Annotated in this window: 17 protein-coding genes; 9 read left to right on the top strand and 8 right to left on the bottom strand. The window is 63.2% G+C overall.

Annotated elements, in window-relative coordinates:
- The first annotated feature begins 80 nt into the window (after positions 1–80).
- Together FJ967_RS19165 and murJ are read left to right on the top strand one after the other, a co-directional pair.
- On the top strand, positions 81–2,882 hold the full coding sequence (locus tag FJ967_RS19165; protein WP_140733384.1) for a [protein-PII] uridylyltransferase: 2,802 nt from the start codon (positions 81–83) through the stop codon (positions 2,880–2,882).
- A 46-nt stretch (positions 2,883–2,928) separates the two neighbouring features.
- Positions 2,929–4,524 carry a murein biosynthesis integral membrane protein MurJ gene (gene murJ / locus FJ967_RS19160; protein ID WP_140733383.1) on the top strand — a complete coding sequence of 532 codons (1,596 nt, stop codon included), beginning with the start codon at positions 2,929–2,931 and terminating at the stop codon, positions 4,522–4,524.
- Here the strand turns inward: murJ and FJ967_RS19155 are convergent.
- Positions 4,499–4,903 (bottom strand): type II toxin-antitoxin system VapC family toxin, encoded by a 405-nt coding sequence (locus FJ967_RS19155; RefSeq protein WP_140733382.1) that lies wholly within the window; start codon positions 4,901–4,903, stop codon positions 4,499–4,501. The two genes, murJ and FJ967_RS19155, sit on opposite strands and share 26 nt — an antisense overlap.
- Positions 4,903–5,148, bottom strand: coding sequence for a type II toxin-antitoxin system VapB family antitoxin (locus tag FJ967_RS19150; protein ID WP_140733381.1), 246 nt, complete (start codon positions 5,146–5,148; stop codon positions 4,903–4,905). The genes FJ967_RS19155 and FJ967_RS19150 overlap by 1 nt, the downstream gene beginning before the upstream one ends.
- A gap of 176 nt (positions 5,149–5,324) precedes the next feature.
- Between FJ967_RS19150 and trpS the strand changes: the two genes are divergently transcribed.
- The 3 genes from trpS (at position 5,325) to FJ967_RS19135 (ending at position 7,700) form a co-directional block, all read left to right on the top strand.
- Positions 5,325–6,392 (top strand): tryptophan--tRNA ligase, encoded by a 1,068-nt coding sequence (trpS, locus tag FJ967_RS19145; protein ID WP_140733380.1) that lies wholly within the window; start codon positions 5,325–5,327, stop codon positions 6,390–6,392.
- A gap of 98 nt (positions 6,393–6,490) precedes the next feature.
- Positions 6,491–6,982 carry a universal stress protein gene (locus FJ967_RS19140; RefSeq protein ID WP_140733379.1) on the top strand — a complete coding sequence of 164 codons (492 nt, stop codon included), beginning with the start codon at positions 6,491–6,493 and terminating at the stop codon, positions 6,980–6,982.
- A 148-nt stretch (positions 6,983–7,130) separates the two neighbouring features.
- Positions 7,131–7,700: a NifU family protein gene (locus FJ967_RS19135; RefSeq protein WP_140733378.1), complete on the top strand. Its 570-nt coding sequence runs from the start codon at positions 7,131–7,133 to the stop codon at positions 7,698–7,700.
- Positions 7,701–7,875: 175 nt separating this feature from the next.
- Here the strand turns inward: FJ967_RS19135 and FJ967_RS19130 are convergent, their stop codons facing one another.
- On the bottom strand, positions 7,876–8,493 hold the full coding sequence (locus FJ967_RS19130) for a L,D-transpeptidase (protein ID WP_140733377.1): 618 nt from the start codon (positions 8,491–8,493) through the stop codon (positions 7,876–7,878).
- Positions 8,494–8,720: 227 nt separating this feature from the next.
- On the opposite strand from FJ967_RS19130, the gene cueR reads away from it, so the two are divergent.
- On the top strand, positions 8,721–9,125 hold the full coding sequence (cueR, locus tag FJ967_RS19125) for a Cu(I)-responsive transcriptional regulator (protein ID WP_140733376.1): 405 nt from the start codon (positions 8,721–8,723) through the stop codon (positions 9,123–9,125).
- Positions 9,126–9,145: 20 nt separating this feature from the next.
- Here the strand turns inward: cueR and FJ967_RS19120 are convergent, their stop codons facing one another.
- Positions 9,146–10,111, bottom strand: coding sequence for a helix-turn-helix domain-containing protein (locus FJ967_RS19120; protein WP_140733375.1), 966 nt, complete (start codon positions 10,109–10,111; stop codon positions 9,146–9,148).
- Positions 10,112–10,379: 268 nt separating this feature from the next.
- Between FJ967_RS19120 and FJ967_RS19115 the strand changes: the two genes are divergently transcribed.
- Positions 10,380–10,805, top strand: coding sequence for an autotransporter outer membrane beta-barrel domain-containing protein (locus FJ967_RS19115; protein ID WP_140733374.1), 426 nt, complete (start codon positions 10,380–10,382; stop codon positions 10,803–10,805).
- A gap of 162 nt (positions 10,806–10,967) precedes the next feature.
- On the top strand, positions 10,968–11,138 hold the full coding sequence (locus FJ967_RS33435; protein ID WP_181175993.1) for a hypothetical protein: 171 nt from the start codon (positions 10,968–10,970) through the stop codon (positions 11,136–11,138).
- Between the two features lie 419 nt (positions 11,139–11,557).
- Here FJ967_RS33435 and FJ967_RS19105 read toward each other — a convergent pair whose 3' ends face one another.
- The gene (locus FJ967_RS19105) at positions 11,558–11,881 is read right to left on the bottom strand and encodes a hypothetical protein (protein ID WP_140733373.1); all 324 of its coding nucleotides are present in this window, start codon (positions 11,879–11,881) and stop codon (positions 11,558–11,560) included.
- Positions 11,882–12,184: 303 nt separating this feature from the next.
- Here FJ967_RS19105 and FJ967_RS19100 point away from each other — a divergent pair, with 303 nt between their 5' ends.
- Entirely contained in the window at positions 12,185–12,685 is a 501-nt protein-coding gene (locus tag FJ967_RS19100; RefSeq protein WP_181175991.1) for an MmcB family DNA repair protein, read from the top strand.
- A gap of 6 nt (positions 12,686–12,691) precedes the next feature.
- On the opposite strand, the gene nhaA is transcribed toward FJ967_RS19100, so the two are convergent.
- The 3 genes from nhaA to FJ967_RS19085 form a co-directional block, all read right to left on the bottom strand.
- The gene (gene nhaA, locus FJ967_RS19095; protein ID WP_140733371.1) at positions 12,692–13,888 is read right to left on the bottom strand and encodes a Na+/H+ antiporter NhaA; all 1,197 of its coding nucleotides are present in this window, start codon (positions 13,886–13,888) and stop codon (positions 12,692–12,694) included.
- A 75-nt stretch (positions 13,889–13,963) separates the two neighbouring features.
- Positions 13,964–14,527 carry an ActR/PrrA/RegA family redox response regulator transcription factor gene (locus FJ967_RS19090; protein ID WP_140733370.1) on the bottom strand — a complete coding sequence of 188 codons (564 nt, stop codon included), beginning with the start codon at positions 14,525–14,527 and terminating at the stop codon, positions 13,964–13,966.
- A gap of 65 nt (positions 14,528–14,592) precedes the next feature.
- Positions 14,593–15,918, bottom strand: coding sequence for an ActS/PrrB/RegB family redox-sensitive histidine kinase (locus FJ967_RS19085; protein ID WP_140733369.1), 1,326 nt, complete (start codon positions 15,916–15,918; stop codon positions 14,593–14,595).
- Between the last annotated feature and the right edge of the window lie 24 nt (positions 15,919–15,942).

The raw sequence follows: 15,942 nt of genomic DNA, 5'->3' as shown, positions 1-15,942 counted from the left end.
GAGCCATCGGCAGGCCCCATACCCAGCGCCGTGAAAACGCGCTATAGACGCCGCCCAAAAGGCAAGGCCGACCGGTACCGATGGCGAAAATCTCCCTGAAGCTCGATGAATTGATCGACGGCGACGCTCTGCGCCGCGAGATGACCGCGCTGACAGCGGCGAGCGACGGCGACGGCTCCAGCCAGGCCATCCGCACGGCGGTTCTCCAGCTTCTGAAGGGACGCCTGGCCGAAGGCCGCAAGACCGCCGAAGCCATGCTGAGGCAAGATGGCGGCGGCAACGCCTGCGCCGAGCGGCTTTCACACCTGATGGACGAGCTGATCCGGGCGCTCTACGATTTTGCCGCCACCCATGTCTACCGGGTGAAGAACCGGTCCTCGGCCGAACGCATGGCGGTCGTCGCCGTCGGCGGCTATGGCCGCGGCACGCTGGCGCCGGGATCCGACATCGACCTGTTGTTCCTGCTGCCCTACAAGCAGACGCCGTGGGGCGAACAGACGGTCGAATACATGCTCTACATGCTGTGGGACATGGGGCTGAAGGTCGGCCACGCCACCCGCAACATCGAAGAGTGCCTCAGGCTGTCGCGCACCGACGTCACCATCCGCACCTCGATCCTGGAGGCGCGGTTCCTGTGGGGCGAACGCAAACTCTATGACGAGCTGATGCTGCGCTTCGACCATGAAGTGGTCCGCACGACCGGCCCGGAATATGTGCAGGCCAAGCTCGCCGAGCGCGACGAACGCCATGCCAAGGCCGGCGAGAGCCGTTATCTGGTCGAGCCCAACGTCAAGGACGGCAAGGGCGGCCTGCGCGACCTGCAGACCCTGTTCTGGATCGGCAAGTATTTCTACCGCGTGCGCACCGGCGAGGAACTGGTCGAAAAGGGCGTCTTCACGGAGGCCGAGTACCGCGAGTTCCAGAAGGCCGAGGATTTCCTGTGGGCGGTGCGCTGCCATATGCACTTCCTCACCGGCAAGGCCGAGGAGCGGCTGCATTTCGACATTCAGCGCGAGATCGCCGAGCGGCTCGGCTATACGACCCATCCCGGCCTGTCGGCGGTCGAACGCTTCATGAAGCACTATTTCCTGGTCGCCAAGGATGTCGGCGACCTGACCCGCATCTTCTGCGCCGCGCTCGAGGAGGAGCAGGCCAAGCACGTGCCGGGCTTCAACCGCATTTTCCTCACCTTCCAGCGGCGCAAGCGCAAGCTTGCCGGTACGTCGGACTTCATCGTCGACAACCATCGCATCAACGTCGCCGACGACAGCGTGTTCGAGCGCGATCCGGTCAATCTCCTGCGGCTGTTCTGGTTCGCCGACAAGCATGGGCTGGAATTCCATCCCGATGCGCTGAAACTGCTGACCCGCTCGCTCGGCCTGGTCAACAAATCGCTCAGGCGCGACGAGGAGGCCAACCGGCTGTTCCTCGACATATTGACCTCGGACCGGAACGCCGAGCTCAATCTGCGGCGCATGAACGAGGCTGGGCTGCTCGGCCGGCTGATCCCCGATTTCGGCAAGATCGTCGCCATGATGCAGTTCTCGATGTACCACCACTATACGGTGGACGAGCACCTGATCCGCTGCATCGGCGTGCTGGCCGAGATCGAGCGCGGCGATGGCGAGAAGGTGCATCCGCTGTCGCATTCGCTGATGCCGGGGCTGAAGAAGAGCCGCGAAGCGCTCTATGTCGCGGTCTTGCTGCACGATATCGCCAAGGGCAGGCCGGAAGACCATTCCGAGGCCGGCGCCAGGATCGCACGGCGGATCTGCCCGCATATGGGGCTTTCGCCGGCCGACACGGAAACCGTTGCCTGGCTGGTCGAGAACCATCTCGTCATGTCGATGACGGCACAGACCCGCGACCTCAACGACCGCAAGACGATCGAGGATTTCGCCTCTATCGTGCAGTCGGTCGAACGCCTGAAGCTGCTTTTGATCCTCACCGTCTGCGACATCAGGGGCGTCGGACCGGGCGTGTGGAATGGCTGGAAAGGCCAGTTGCTGCGCACCCTCTACTACGAGACCGAACTGTTGCTGACAGGCGGCTTTTCGGAAGTGTCGCGCGCCGAGCGCACGGCGGCGGCGCGCGAGCAGTTGGCCGAGGCGCTCGCCGGCTGGCCCGACAAGACGCGCAAACGCTATGTCGGCCTGCATTACGAGAACTACCTGCTGACCGTGGACCTGCCCGTCCAGATCCGCCACGCCGAATTCATTCGCGAGGCGGACGCGGCGGGCAACAAGCTCGCCACCATGGTCAAGACGCACCAGTTCGAGGCGGTGACAGAAATCACCGTGCTGGCGCAGGATCATCCCCGGCTGCTCTCAGTGATCGCGGGCGCCTGTGCCGCTGCCGGCGGCAACATCGTCGACGCGCAGATCTTCACCACCTCGGACGGCCGCGCGCTCGACACGATTCTGATATCGAGGGAATTCGACCGCGACGAAGACGAGCGACGGCGCGCCGAGCGCGTCGGCCGGCTGATCGAGGATGTGCTGTCGGGCAAGAGCTGGCTGCCGGAAATGATCGAGAAGCGGACCAAGCCGAAGCGCGGCGCCAAGGTGTTCAAGATCCAGCCGCGCGCCGAAATCCGCAACGCGCTGTCGAACCGGTTTTCGGTCATCGAGGTCGAGGGGCTCGACCGGCCTGGCCTTTTGTCGGAAATCACCGGAACGCTGTCCGACCTGTCGCTCGACATCGCATCGGCGCATATCACAACTTTCGGCGAGAAGGTCATAGACACCTTCTATGTCACCGACCTCACCGGCCAGAAGATCGACAGCCCGGCCCGCATCGCCACCATCCGCAACCGGCTGATGGCGACGCTCGAAGGCGCGGCGCCCGAGCGCGGCGGCAGGGCCAAGGCGGCCGCCGAGTGACGTCCACCATCCCCCTCCCCCGATCCCACAGGCGGTTTGCGAACGCATGAGTCTCGTCAAGAAATTCGCCACCGTCGCTTCCGGTACGCTGATGAGCCGTGCGCTCGGCTTCGGCCGCGAGATGCTGATGGCGGCAGCATTGGGCACCGGACCCGTCGCGGACGCCTTCAACGCCGCCTTCCAGTTTCCCAATACCTTTCGCCGGTTGTTCGCCGAGGGCGCTTTCAACGCCGCCTTCGTGCCGCTGTTCGCCAAGGAGATCGAGACGCACGGCACCGACGGCGCCAAGCGTTTTTCCGAGGAAGTGTTCGGGGTCCTGTTCACCGCTCTCCTGGCATTGACCATCGCCATGGAACTGGCGATGCCGCTGATCGTGCGCTATCTGGTGGCGCCGGGCTTTGCCGACACGCCGGGCAAGTTCGAGACGACCGTCACGCTCGCGACGATCATGTTCCCCTATCTGATCTGCATGTCCCTCGCCGCCATGATGGCTGGCATGCTGAACTCGTTGCGCCGCTATTTCGCCGCAGCGATCGCGCCGGCTTTCCTCAACATCATCCTGATCAGCGTGCTTGGCTACGCCTGGTACCATGGGCTGGATGCCCATGCCGTCGGCTTTGCCCTGTCCTGGGGCGTTCTGGCGGCCGGCATCGTGCAGCTCGCCATCGTCTGGGTGGCGGTGCGCAATGCCGGCATCTCGATCGGCTTTCGCCGGCCCAAGATGACGCCGAACGTGAAGCGGCTGTTGATCCTGGCGCTACCGGCGGCGATCACCGGCGGCATCACCCAGATCAACCAGCTGATCGGCACCGCCATCGCCTCGGCGCAGGACAGCGCCGTCTCCTCGCTTGCCTATGCCGACCGCGTCTACCAGTTGCCGCTCGGTGTCGTCGGCGTCGCCGTGGCGATCGTGCTTTTGCCCGAATTGTCGCGGGCGCTGAAGTCCGGCAACCTGATCGAAGCGGCCAATCTGCAGAACCGTTCCGTCGAGTTCACCTTGTTCATGACCTTGCCGGCGGCCGTGGCGCTGTGGGTGATGGCGGAGCCGATCGTGCGGCTGGTCTATGAGCGCGGCGCGTTCGCCGCCAACCATTCGACCCCGACGGTCGCGGCGATCCTGGCGATCTTCGGTCTCGGCCTGCCTGCCTTCGTGCTGATCAAGGCCTTCACACCGGGTTATTTCGCCCGTGAGGATACGCGCACGCCGATGATCTTCGCCGCCATTTCAGTGGCAGTGAACGTGATCACCGCTCTGACCCTGTTTCCCAGGATGGGCGCGCCTGGCATCGCCGTCGCCTCGGCGGTCGCCGGCTGGGTCAACGCGCTGATGCTGCTTGCCGTGCTGATCCGGCGCGGCCATTGGGGCCGCGACATACCTCTCCTGAAACGCATTCCGCGCCTGATCCTGTCGGCGGTGGTGATGGGCGCGGCGCTGTATTTCGCCGAGCACTGGCTGGCCGTCAGGCTCGGCCCCGGCTCGCCGCTTTTCGTCAAGGCGACGACGCTGCTGGCGCTGGTGGCCGGCGGGGCGCTCATCTATTTCGTTACCGCCTTCGCTACCGGCGGCGCCGATTTCGGCATGATAAGGCGCAACATAGGGCGCAAGGGAACGCCGCCTAAGGCACAGTCCGAAGATCAGTAAGCCGGAATTCGTCGGCCGTCGAAAGCATCGGAACGTCGTAGTAGCGCGCGCAAGCGTAGTGGAAACAATCTGCCAGATTCAGTCGGAGAGCATTGTTGCGAAACCGTGACGCAGCTTCGATGGACAAGGCCGTCGCATCGGATGCAGGTGGGAGTTCTCGCAAGGCGATGGCCCTCTCTTCGAGAAAACGATTGACTATTTTCAAGCTCAATTCGACCGGCACAGCCAATTTTTCCGGCCGCGAAAGCGCCATTGCAGCTTCCCAGACGGCGATCGCCGATGTGAACGAGGCCGAAGCATCGATGATTGCCTGAGAGCAGCGTTCAGCCTCGGTCTCCTGGCTCAGCATTGCCACGATGGCGGCAGCGTCGACAAACATCAGTCTTCGCCAGACAATTCGTCGTAAACGGAGCGCGGCAGCGGCTTGCGCGCCTGCTCGCTCAGCTCAATTCCGAATTCGGCTCGGAGCCGTGCTGCCGTCTCCAGTGGCGTCTCTCGGTTGCGGCGACGCTCCAAAGCCTCACGCATGGCGATAACGATTGCCTCGGTAATGCCAACACCTTCGATCCTGGCAAAGGCCCGTGTCAGGTTATCGGCCTCCTTGTTGTTGATGTTGATCGTCATCTTTCTCTCGTCAGAATGTAGTAAATATTATGTAGCTGCCTACATGACAATGTCAATATTGATTGGCGTCACGTCCCAGGCAACCTCTTGATCCCCCGACCGCTCTCGTCCATAAGCGCGCCGTCGAAAGACTTTCGCCGCGCGCGAAACGGCCCTCCACCAGCCACGAGGACATCATGACCGCCTTCAAGCCACTCGTCTTCTCCGGCGTCCAGCCGACCGGCAATCTGCATCTCGGCAACTATCTCGGCGCCATCAAGAAATTCGTCGCCCTGCAGGAGACGTCCGATTGCATCTACTGCGTCGTCGACCTGCACTCGCTGACCGCGCAGCTCGTCCATGACGACCTTGCCGATCAGACACGGTCGATCACCGCGGCGTTCCTCGCCTCCGGCATCGACCCGAAGAAGCACATCGTCTTCAACCAGTCGCGGGTGATGCAGCACGCCGAGCTTGCCTGGATCTTCAACTGCGTCGCGCGCATCGGCTGGATGAACAAGATGACGCAGTTCAAGGACAAGGCCGGCAAGGACCGCGAAAATGCCTCGCTCGGCCTGCTCGCCTATCCCTCGCTGATGGCCGCCGACATCCTGCTCTACCGCGCCACCCACGTGCCGGTGGGCGAGGACCAGAAGCAGCACCTGGAACTGACCCGCGACATCGCCCAGAAATTCAACAACGACTTTTCCGACCGCATCGCCGCCCTGGGCGTCGGCGTGGAGATGCAGGTCGGCGAGGAGACGGTGAACGGGTTCTTCCCGATCACCGAACCGGTCATTGGCGGGCCGGCGGCGCGCATCATGAGCCTGCGCGACGGTTCGAAGAAGATGTCGAAGTCGGACCCGTCGGACCTGTCGCGCATCAACCTGACCGACGACGCCGACACTATCTCGAAGAAGATCCGCAAGGCCAAGACCGACCCGGAAGCCTTGCCGAGCGAGGTCGACGGGCTGGAAAGCCGGCCGGAAGCGGAGAACCTCGTCGGCATCTATGCTGGCCTGGCCGAGATGTCGAAGGCCGACGTGCTGAAAGAATTCGGCGGCCAGCAATTCTCGGTGTTCAAGCCGGCACTGGCGGACCTTGCGGTCGACAAGCTGGCGCCGATCGCCGGCGAGATGCGCCGCATCCAGGGCGACCGCGCCTATGTCGACGGCGTGCTCAGGGATGGCGGCGAGCGCGCCGGCGTGCTTGCCGAAGCGACGATGAAGACGGTGCGCGACATTATCGGGCTGCTGCAGGGCTGATACCGGCGGCGCCGCACCGTACTGGCCCAAGACCGGCGGCTTGCCGCCGGTCCGCCGCGGTGGCAGATTGCGGCCGAAATGACACCGAGTAGATAGACATGGTCTCCAAACGCCTCAGCCGCGAAGCCGGTCATCGCAGGAAATTCCTGACGATCATCGACGACACGCCGGAATGCGAGCGCGCCGTCGCCTACGCCTCGAAGCGGGCGCAGAGCACAAGCGGCACGCTGGTGCTGCTCTATGTCATCGTGCCGGACGACTTCCAGCATTGGCTGGGGGTCGAGAAGATCATGCGCGAGGAGGCCAACGCCACGGCGCGCGCGGCCTTGGACAGTTACGCCAACAAGGTTCGCCAGAAGCTCGGCATCGAACCAGAAATGGTTGTGCGCGAAGGCAAGCCGACCGAAGAGATCCACAAGCTGATCGAGGAAGACCAGGACATCGCCATCCTGGTTCTGGCGGCCGGCGCCGGCAAGGAAGGCCCGGGACCGCTGGTTGGCGCGGTGGCCGGCAAGGGTGCCGCCTTCCCCATTCCGGTCACGGTTGTGCCGCAGAACCTGTCCGACGAAGAGATTGAGAGCCTCGCCTAGGGCCCGCCCGGGATTTGACGTCCCCAGCCAGCAAAAACATTCCGCCAGCCAGCCATCCGAGCGAACGCGTTTCGCTTGAATGTCCAGCCGATAGAGCCTATTTAGAATTATTCCAAACTAGTTGCCCGGCATGGGCACGGAGACGGCTATGTTCATCCAGACCGAGTCGACGCCCAATCCGGCGACGCTGAAATTCCTGCCCGGCAAGGAAGTGCTCCGGGAAGGCACCGCCGATTTCCGCGATGCCGACAGCGCGGCGGCGGCCTCGCCGCTGGCTGGCCGGCTGTTCGAGATCCCCGGCGTGACAGGCGTCTTCTTCGGCTATGATTTCATCACCGTCTCCAAGGACGGGCCGGACTGGCAGCACCTGAAGCCGGCGATTCTCGGCGCCATCATGGAGCATTTCATGTCGGGCGCCCCTGTGATGGTTACGGCCGGCCCTGCGGCAGAGACCAGCCAGACAGGCGAGTTCTATGACAAGGCCGACGAGGAGCTCGTCGTCACCATCAAGGAGCTGCTCGACACGCGGGTACGCCCGGCGGTGGCGCAGGATGGCGGCGACATCACCTTCCGCGGTTTCGAGAATGGCACCGTGTTCCTGCACATGAAAGGCGCCTGCGCCGGTTGCCCGTCGTCGACGGCGACGCTGAAGCACGGCATCCAGAACCTTCTGCGCCATTTCGTGCCGGAAGTGCAGCAGGTCGAGCAGGTCAGCTGATCGCTGGTGCAGCCGGCCGCCGGCCGGTCCGCGCACGTCCTGCACCATCCTATCCCCAAACAACAAAAAACCGGGCCAGATGCCCGGTTTTCTGTTTGGGACGTCCGTTGTTGCCTAGACGGTCCGCGTACGAAACTTGTCTTCTCGTCCCGTCACACCGTGACGGGTATGGTCCCTACATCACGATGACCTTGGCGCCGACCGAGGCGCGGTCATAGAGATCGATGATGTCCTGGTTCATCAGCCGGATACAGCCAGACGACATCGCCTTGCCGATCGAGTTCCATTCCGGGCTGCCGTGCAGGCGGTAGCCCATGTCGCCGCCCTTGTTGAACAGGTACATGGCGCGCGCGCCGAGCGGGTTCTTCAGGCCTGGCTCCATGCCGCCGGCGAATTTGGCGAGCTCCGGCTGGCGCTTGATCATCTCGCGGGGCGGCGTCCAGGTCGGCCATTCGCGCTTCAGCGCGATGTGGGCCGTGCCGTGCCACTCGAAGCCCTCGCGGCCGACACCGATGCCGTAGCGGATGGCGCGGCCATCGCCCTCGACGAAGTAGAGGAACTTGTTCTGCGTATCGACGATAATGGTGCCGGGCTTTTCCTTGGTGTCGTAGTTCACTTCCTGGCGGTGATACTGCCTCGGCACCTTCTCGATCGGAATGCGCGGCAGTTGGTAACCGGCATCGGTCACCGCGCCATAGTCGTTGGTGAAGATCTGCCCGCCGATGGTGCTGCAACCGGCGATGGCAGTGGACAGCGCCAGAGCGGCAATGACTGCAAGCGACTTCAAGCGCATGTGGTGATCCGGAGCCCCGCCCAAATGTCAGCGGCACGAGTCGGCCGCTTTCTCGCCATCATTCATGCTGGCATTTGCTTTGCTTGCCAAGCACACGATGCCTATATGCGAGGACTTAGGTGCTGGTAAGCGTATCACTATGGCATTTCGGCAACAGCCCTCACCGGATTGTGAAGGAAATTCAATGAGGGCGACATCAAACGGTTACCTGGAATCGAGGATCGGCCATGAATGTCGGTGATGCAGCCAACCGGTCCGGCCTGCCGGCTAAGACCATCCGCTACTACGAAGAGATCGGCCTGATCGCGCCCGCGCGCGCCGCCAACGGCTACCGCGACTATTCCAGCGACGACATCCACCGGCTGGCCTTCCTGCGCCGCGCCCGCAACCTGGGCTTTTCCATCGACGATTGCCGGCAGCTGATGGCGCTCTACCGGGATCGCGGCCGCGCCAGCCAGGACGTGCGCGCGATCGCCGCTGCCCATGTCAGCGCCATCGAGGAGAAGGTGCGCGAGCTGCAGTCGATGCGCTCGACCCTGCAGAAACTGATCCACGCCTGCCATGGAGACGAGCGGCCGGACTGTCCGATTTTGGATGACATGGCGGGAACAGCGGACCAGGCATCTGCCTGAGACTGGACCGGCGTCCGACGCTATCCGCCGCGATGTTGCGTGGGCGATTCGCCGAAACGCGCCCGGAAACGGCGATTGAAATAGGACACGTCGTTGAACCCCGCGGCCAGCGCGATGTCGCTTATCTTCGTCGCATCGTTACGCACGTCCGACAGCATGGTGCACGCCTTCATCAGCCGCAGTTCCAGGACGCGCTCGGCAAAGGTGCGGCCGCTTTCGAGAAGAAGCGTGTTCAGGTATCGGCGCGACAAGCCAATCTTGCGCGCCACCATGTCCGTCGACAGGGCCGGGTCGGCGAAAAATGCTTCTATTACGGCCACGGCCTCGCGCAGCCGCGCCGCGCGCAGCCCGCGGGCGGTCGCGATTTGCGCGGAATCGCCTTCAGCACCCAGCGCGAGCACGATCAGGTCGGCAAGCGCTACTCCGGCCTGCCGTGAGAGCGCCGGATCCGCGTCCAGTTCCTCGGACTGGAGCAGGAAGTCGATCGTGCGTTCCAGATGTCGCACGGCGGAGTTGGCCGGATCGAGCCGCGTTACCGGGCGGTCGTCGGCACGCGGAACCATCTTGAGCAACGACACGCGAGGGATCGACGCCAATACCCAGGAGGTAACGCCGTCGGTGAAACTGCGGCAGGGTTGGGCGACATTGTAGGCAATGCCGTCGCCGCGCTGCAGGGACAGATCGCGATCGGCGACCGACCAGACCTGCGGCTTGGGGCTCCGATAAAATCCCACGAAGATATCGTCGCGATCGTTGGCGACATGCCGTCGCGTGCGCACGTAGTATTCGGTCGTGGTCTCGAACAGGCCGACGCGAAGGTCGCCCAGGAAGCGCATTTCGGTCGCCGTGGCGAAACGCTTGTCTTCGGCATGCCTGATCTCCGCCGCGCCGAGCTGTTCCATCCACATGTCTCGCCAGAGGCGAAACCGATCCTTGTCGCTCAGATGGGAAGGGAGGCTGTCGGACGAAAAAACGATCTTCTGCATTGCCAAAAATCTGTTTGACCGACCACAGCCTATCACGGCGTTCGCGTCTCGGAAGCGAACAAAAGCAGGCAAGAGCCCTTGCGTCCAACTTCAGAGCCCCCCGGTCCAATCCCCGATCATTTGCGCCACCTTTCGTTGCGTCGGCGCAACATTTCCGACTGATCTCGCGGCCGACCTGACCATCCAATGCCGGAGCCCGTGCGTCCAAGACGACGGCCGCGAAATCGGCGATGGCTGCACGTACAGAATGAACATCGAGGACTTTTGCATGAGACTTTTGGCAGTGGCTGGCATCGTGACGATCGCGGGCATGTTGCAGCCGATGGCATCGGCGGCCGACATGAGCGCCACGGGACAAGCGCCAGCCCGGGACTGGAGCGGGTTTTATCTTTCAGCCGGCGGCGGGTTTGGATGGTGGAGTGCCGATCAGTACACGGATTTCGGAGGCTTTCCCGCGCCAGGGCCATCCGAGCGTACCTCAGGCAGCGGTGCCTTCGGCACGATCGGCGCTGGTTACGACTGGCAGTTCGCTCCGTCCTGGGTGGCAGGCGCTTTTGCCGATGTTCAGTTCGGCGACATCAGGGGCACGATCAGGGCGCCTTTCGAGCAATATTCCGGCACCACGAGCGACAGGTTGAACATCGCCGCGGGGCTCCGTCTCGGCGTGCTTGCCACGCCGGACGTGCTTATCTAAGCCAATGGCGGCTACGGCCATGCCGAGTTCACGGGGTCCGGCCTCGACCCGACACCGCTTGTTCCACTGAGTGTTGCCGGACAACACTATGACGGCTGGTTCGTGGGCGGCGGCATCGAAAACACACTCGACTTCACGGGCATCTCTTCGCCAGGCTGGTTCATGAAAACCGAATACCGCTTCGCCGATTACGGCCGCAGAAGCGCCGACATGTATGTCGACGTGACCGGAGCCCCGGACAGCGCCATCGCCTTCAAGCCAACCGTCCAGACAGTCTCGTTCTCGCTCGTCTATCGTTTCAATGCCAACAACGCCGGAGGCACCTCGCCCTGACGACCCTCGAAGAATTCGATCGAGGATTTCGAATCGGCCGCAAATTGCCCGTTGCGGCGGCGAGCAAGATGCGCGGTTGAAACACACTTACGGGGATGAGCGGCCGAACTGTCCGGTCCTGGATGACATGGCGGGCGGCGCCGTTTCCCGATCCGCCTGAAGACGCGCGTCCCGCGTTGCTCGCCGGATGGAGTGACGAGGTGCGCGCTGACTGCGCATAGGTGCAGGCAAGATCTGAGGGCGGGACGGTGACGCATCGGTCTGCAAAACCGACGTAATGGGTTCAATTCCCATTCCGGCCTCCAGTAATCACGCATTTCCTGCCGCATTCATGGGTTGTTAGCCAGGACACCGCCTCCAGAAAAGCGATTATATATTTGACAAACCCCAACGCTGAGACGCGAACGAGCTGCCGTGTTTCAAGCGGCTTTGCCAGAGTTGCCGCTCCTTGCCGCATCTCTCTTGGCTTGAAAGAATTTGCGCTGCGCACGCGCCATTCTATTATTGAGACTCCCTAAAAGATAACCGCTGGGCGCTACGCCGATGATCCCGGTCACTACATTTTGCGGGAGAAATAGATATATAAACGCGATTGCTATAGCTCCGGCGACAAAAATACCCACAACCGTGGCAAAGCAATCTTGCCACATACGATCTACCGGTAGGAATTGCTCCATCCATGGCATTACCAATGGGTTCTTATCCCAAAACCGAGCAATTTGGATGGGGTCGTCCTGTGGCATGGCTCTAGATGATCCCTAGGGGCCCGATTGACCCCAGGCCACCATGCGTGACGACGATACGATAGGACCAATCACAAGCGCGACACTAGCGGGACCCAGCCCCAAACCAGCGAATAGATGTGGCATCCTTGCAGGTGATGTCCTTCACCGCCTTTAACAGAGCTTGCGCAGAATAATCGACTCGCAGTTCGAATATACACAAACGATTATTGCGGATCATTCGGAAAACCGAAAACCTTGCATATATAATCGCTTACACAAAACAGGTTCAAACCGTGAACAAAATCTGGCATGGTGCCGGCCATGCCAATCATTTCCCCGATTCTCCTCAACCCTTTGATCGATGGCCGCCAGTCCGAGCGCGCCATGCTTGTGCGGCGCGGCGTGCAACGGCTGCTAATGGAGATGGGCGCGCATGTGCTGCCTGAACTGTCGCTGGCGACCGGTCGCCGCGCCGACCTCGTGGCGCTGACCCGGCAGGGCGACATCTGGATCATCGAGATCAAATCCTCGATCGAGGATTTCCGGGTCGACCGCAAATGGCCCGATTACCGGCTGCACTCCGACCGCTTCTTCTTCGCCACCCATCCGGGTGTGCCCTCGGAAATCTTTCCGGAAGAATGCGGGTTCATCCTTTCCGACGGCTATGGCGCGGAAATCATGCGCGATGCGCCGGAGCACCGCATGGCGGCAGCGACACGCAAGGCTCTCATGTTGCGGATAGCGCGCGCGGGCGCCGCGCGACTGCTGGCGGCGGAGCTGGCGGGCGTGGCGGTGCCGGCGCTGGAGGGCGAGAGCGAGTAGCGAGGCCTATTCTGTCGGCTCGTCCGCACCGCCGGCAGCCGGCGCCATCAGCAATACGGCGGCGCCGAGAATGGCGGCGACAAGCGAGCCGGCGAGGATGCCGACCTTGACGGCATCCTGCAGCGCCACGTCGCTGGCAAAGGCAAGCAGGCCGATGAACAGGCTCATGGTGAAGCCGATGCCGCACAGCAGCGACACGCCAAGCATATGCGACCAGCCGGCATGGGCGGGCAGGTCGGCAAGGCCGAAGCGGATGGCAAGCGCCGAGGAGCCGAACACGCCGACGAGCTTGCCGACGACGAGGCCGGCCGCGACGCCCAGCGTCAACGGCTGGACAAGGGCGCCAAGGCTGAGGCCAGCGAGCGAAACGCCGGCATTGGCAAAGCCGAAGATGGGGATGACGATGAACGCGACGAGCTTGTGCAGGCCATGCTCGAGCCGGTGCAGCGGCGAATGGTCGAGATCGTGGCCGATCCCGGCGGAGCGTTCGAGCGGAATGGTGAGCGCCAGCGCCACGCCGGCCAACGTGGCATGGACGCCCGACTTCAACACCAGCACCCATAGAATGGCGCCAAGCACGAGATAGGGGACCAGCGTCATCACCCGCATGCGGTTGAGCACGATGAGCAGAGCGATGACGGCGAAGGCGCCACCGAGATAGGCCAGCGACAGGCCGCTGGTGTAGAAGATGGCGATGATGATGACGGCGCCGAGATCATCGATGATGGCGAGCGCGGTCAGGAAGACCTTCAGCGAAGCCGGCACACGGCTGCCGAGCAGCGACAGCACGCCGAGCGCGAAGGCGATGTCGGTGGCGGTCGGGATCGCCCAGCCGGACAGCGCGGCCGGATTGTTGCTGTTGATGGCGACATAGACCAGTGCCGGCACGACCATGCCGCCGGCGGCGGCGATGCCTGGCAGCACCCGGCGCGGCCAGGTCGAAAGCTGGCCGTCCAGCATCTCGCGCTTGATCTCCAGCCCGACGAGCAGGAAGAACACCGCCATCAGCCCGTCATTAACCCAGTGCGAGATGCTGAGCGGGCCGAGATAGGCGTGCAGGGCCGAGAAATAGGTTTCGGCAAGCGGCGAATTGGCAACTATGAGCGCCAATGCAGCCGCCACCATCAGGATGATGCCGCCGGCGGCCTCGCTGTCGAGGAACTCGCGGAAGACGGAAACCGGCCGCTGCTTCTGATCCTGCATGTCGCCTCCTGATTTTTGCCGGGCGTCGGCAGCGTCACTCGCTGCCGACCCCTCACGGCTCCAGAGCGATGGCTCTCAGCGCGGCGCGCGCTTGGCCAGGATGCGCTGCAGCGTGCGGCGATGCATGTTGAGCCGGCGCGCGGTCTCGGAGACGTTGCGCTCGCACATTTCATAGACGCGCTGGATATGCTCCCAGCGCACGCGGTCGGCCGACATCGGGTTTTCCGGCGGCGCCGCGCGCTCGCCCGAGGTGCGGGTGAGCGCGGCGAAAATGTCGTCGGCATCGGCCGGCTTCGACAGATAATCGACGGCGCCGAGTTTCACCGCTGTCACCGCGGTGGCGATATTGCCGTAGCCGGTGAGGATGATGGTGCGGGAATCCTGGCGCTTCTCGCGGATGGCTGCAACGACATCGAGGCCGTTGCCGTCGCCGAGCCGCATGTCGACCACCGCGTAGGCGGGCGGATTGGCGCGCGCCTTGCCGACGGCCTCCTCGACGCTCTCCGCCGTCTCGACCACAAAACCCCGGGTCTCCATGGCGCGGGCCAGGCGGGTCAGGAACGGTTTGTCGTCATCGACGATCAGAAGCGAGGTGTCCTCGCCTTCAACCATTGCACCACTGTTCTCATCGCCTGTCATCGTCTTGAAAAATTCCTGCTGCCTTATTTTTACGCAGATATAGTTTTGCGCCGCTTTTGTCCAATTTACGCAGTGTCAAACATGGTTGCCTGAGCCGATTCCGGGTTCAGGAAGACGCTTCGCGGCCAGGAAATCTGCACCACGGCCCCCTCGCCCAGCCCGCTCGAATTGCGGAAATCGAGGGCGGCGCCAGAGCGCTCGAGCAACGTCTTGGCGATGAAGAGGCCGAGCCCCAGGCCGCCGCCCGCCTCGGTTCCCTGGCGTGTCGACATATAGGGCTCGCCGATGCGGTCGATGATCTCGGCCGGAAAACCGGGTCCATCGTCGATGATGGAGAAGGTGACCATGGCCTCGTCCCAGCTCCAGCGCACGGTGACGCTCTTCCGGGCGAAATCGACGGCATTCTCGACCAGATTGCCGAGGCCGTAGATGACACCCGGATTGCGGCGCCCGACCGGCTCCGGCCCGCTGCGATCGCCTGGGCGGAGCTTGATCGAAATGCCGAAATCGCGATGCGGCGCGGTGACTTCCTCGACCAGCGAGGTCAGCGGCAGCCGCGACAGATGTGCCTCGCCCTCCGACGACAGGCTGGTCAGGCGCTTCAGGATTTCGCGGCAGCGCTCGCTCTGCGAGCGCAGCAGCGTGACGTCCTCGCCATATTTCGGATCCTTGCCGAGCGCCTTTTCCATCTCCTTGGCGACCAGCGTGATGGTGGCGAGCGGCGTGCCGAGTTCATGCGCGGCGGCGGCGGCCAGACCGTCCAGCGCCGAAAGGTGCTGCTCGCGCTGCAGCACCAGTTCAGTGGCGGCAAGCGCGTTGGCCAGAAGCCGCGCTTCGGCTGCCACCCGGAAGGCATACATAGCGGTAAAGGCGATCGAGGACAGCACCGCCATCCACATGCCCGCGACATAGATGAAGGGCATCGGCAGCGGCGCGCCCTCATACCAGGGCAATGGCAGATGGATGAAGACCAGCAAGGTCGCCGCCGTCATCACCAGTCCGCCGAGGATGGCGGTGAGACGAAGCGGCAGCGATGTCGCCGAAATGACGACAGGCACTGTCATCAGCAGCGAGAAGGGATTGGTCAGGCCGCCGGTCATGTAGAGCAGGCCGGCAAGCTGCAGGCTGTCGAAGATCAGGATGCCGAAAGCGGCGAACGGGGTGAGCCGGTGCGCGGCCGGAAACCGGAAGGCCAGGAACAGGTTCATCCAGGCCGAACAGGCGATCAGTGCGAAACACAGGCTGACCGGCAGCGGGAATTTGAGGCCGTAGGCGACGACGAGCACCGTCAGGCTCTGGCCGACAATCGCCAGCCAGCGCAACCGGATCAGCGTGTTGAGGCGCAACCGCTGGCTCTGCTGGAAATCGGGCGAACGCAAAACGTTGATCATGACGAATGGATTACAGCCGCGGAA

It is taken from the genome of Mesorhizobium sp. B2-3-4 (assembly GCF_006442315.1).
In the GTDB taxonomy this organism is placed as follows: Bacteria; Pseudomonadota; Alphaproteobacteria; order Rhizobiales; family Rhizobiaceae; genus Mesorhizobium.
Note: the sequence above shows the minus strand (reverse complement) of the source record. Positions and strands in the feature narration are given on the sequence as shown.

What these genes read in the sequence shown, in the direction of transcription:
- FJ967_RS19165 (WP_140733384.1), top strand. Translation starts at nt 81, where the DNA reads ATGGCGAAAATCTCCCTGAAGCTCGATGAATTGATCGACGGCGACGCT.
- FJ967_RS19150 (WP_140733381.1), bottom strand. Translation starts at nt 5,148, where the DNA reads ATGACGATCAACATCAACAACAAGGAGGCCGATAACCTGACACGGGCC.
- nhaA (WP_140733371.1), bottom strand. Translation starts at nt 13,888, where the DNA reads ATGCAGGATCAGAAGCAGCGGCCGGTTTCCGTCTTCCGCGAGTTCCTC.
- FJ967_RS19105 (WP_140733373.1), bottom strand. Translation starts at nt 11,881, where the DNA reads ATGCCACAGGACGACCCCATCCAAATTGCTCGGTTTTGGGATAAGAAC.
- FJ967_RS19115 (WP_140733374.1), top strand. Translation starts at nt 10,380, where the DNA reads ATGAGACTTTTGGCAGTGGCTGGCATCGTGACGATCGCGGGCATGTTG.
- FJ967_RS19130 (WP_140733377.1), bottom strand. Translation starts at nt 8,493, where the DNA reads ATGCGCTTGAAGTCGCTTGCAGTCATTGCCGCTCTGGCGCTGTCCACT.
- FJ967_RS19140 (WP_140733379.1), top strand. Translation starts at nt 6,491, where the DNA reads ATGGTCTCCAAACGCCTCAGCCGCGAAGCCGGTCATCGCAGGAAATTC.
- FJ967_RS19100 (WP_181175991.1), top strand. Translation starts at nt 12,185, where the DNA reads ATGCCAATCATTTCCCCGATTCTCCTCAACCCTTTGATCGATGGCCGC.
- FJ967_RS19090 (WP_140733370.1), bottom strand. Translation starts at nt 14,527, where the DNA reads ATGACAGGCGATGAGAACAGTGGTGCAATGGTTGAAGGCGAGGACACC.
- trpS (WP_140733380.1), top strand. Translation starts at nt 5,325, where the DNA reads ATGACCGCCTTCAAGCCACTCGTCTTCTCCGGCGTCCAGCCGACCGGC.
- FJ967_RS19120 (WP_140733375.1), bottom strand. Translation starts at nt 10,111, where the DNA reads ATGCAGAAGATCGTTTTTTCGTCCGACAGCCTCCCTTCCCATCTGAGC.
- FJ967_RS33435 (WP_181175993.1), top strand. Translation starts at nt 10,968, where the DNA reads ATGAAAACCGAATACCGCTTCGCCGATTACGGCCGCAGAAGCGCCGAC.
- cueR (WP_140733376.1), top strand. Translation starts at nt 8,721, where the DNA reads ATGAATGTCGGTGATGCAGCCAACCGGTCCGGCCTGCCGGCTAAGACC.
- FJ967_RS19085 (WP_140733369.1), bottom strand. Translation starts at nt 15,918, where the DNA reads ATGATCAACGTTTTGCGTTCGCCCGATTTCCAGCAGAGCCAGCGGTTG.
- FJ967_RS19155 (WP_140733382.1), bottom strand. Translation starts at nt 4,903, where the DNA reads ATGTTTGTCGACGCTGCCGCCATCGTGGCAATGCTGAGCCAGGAGACC.
- FJ967_RS19135 (WP_140733378.1), top strand. Translation starts at nt 7,131, where the DNA reads ATGTTCATCCAGACCGAGTCGACGCCCAATCCGGCGACGCTGAAATTC.
- murJ (WP_140733383.1), top strand. Translation starts at nt 2,929, where the DNA reads ATGAGTCTCGTCAAGAAATTCGCCACCGTCGCTTCCGGTACGCTGATG.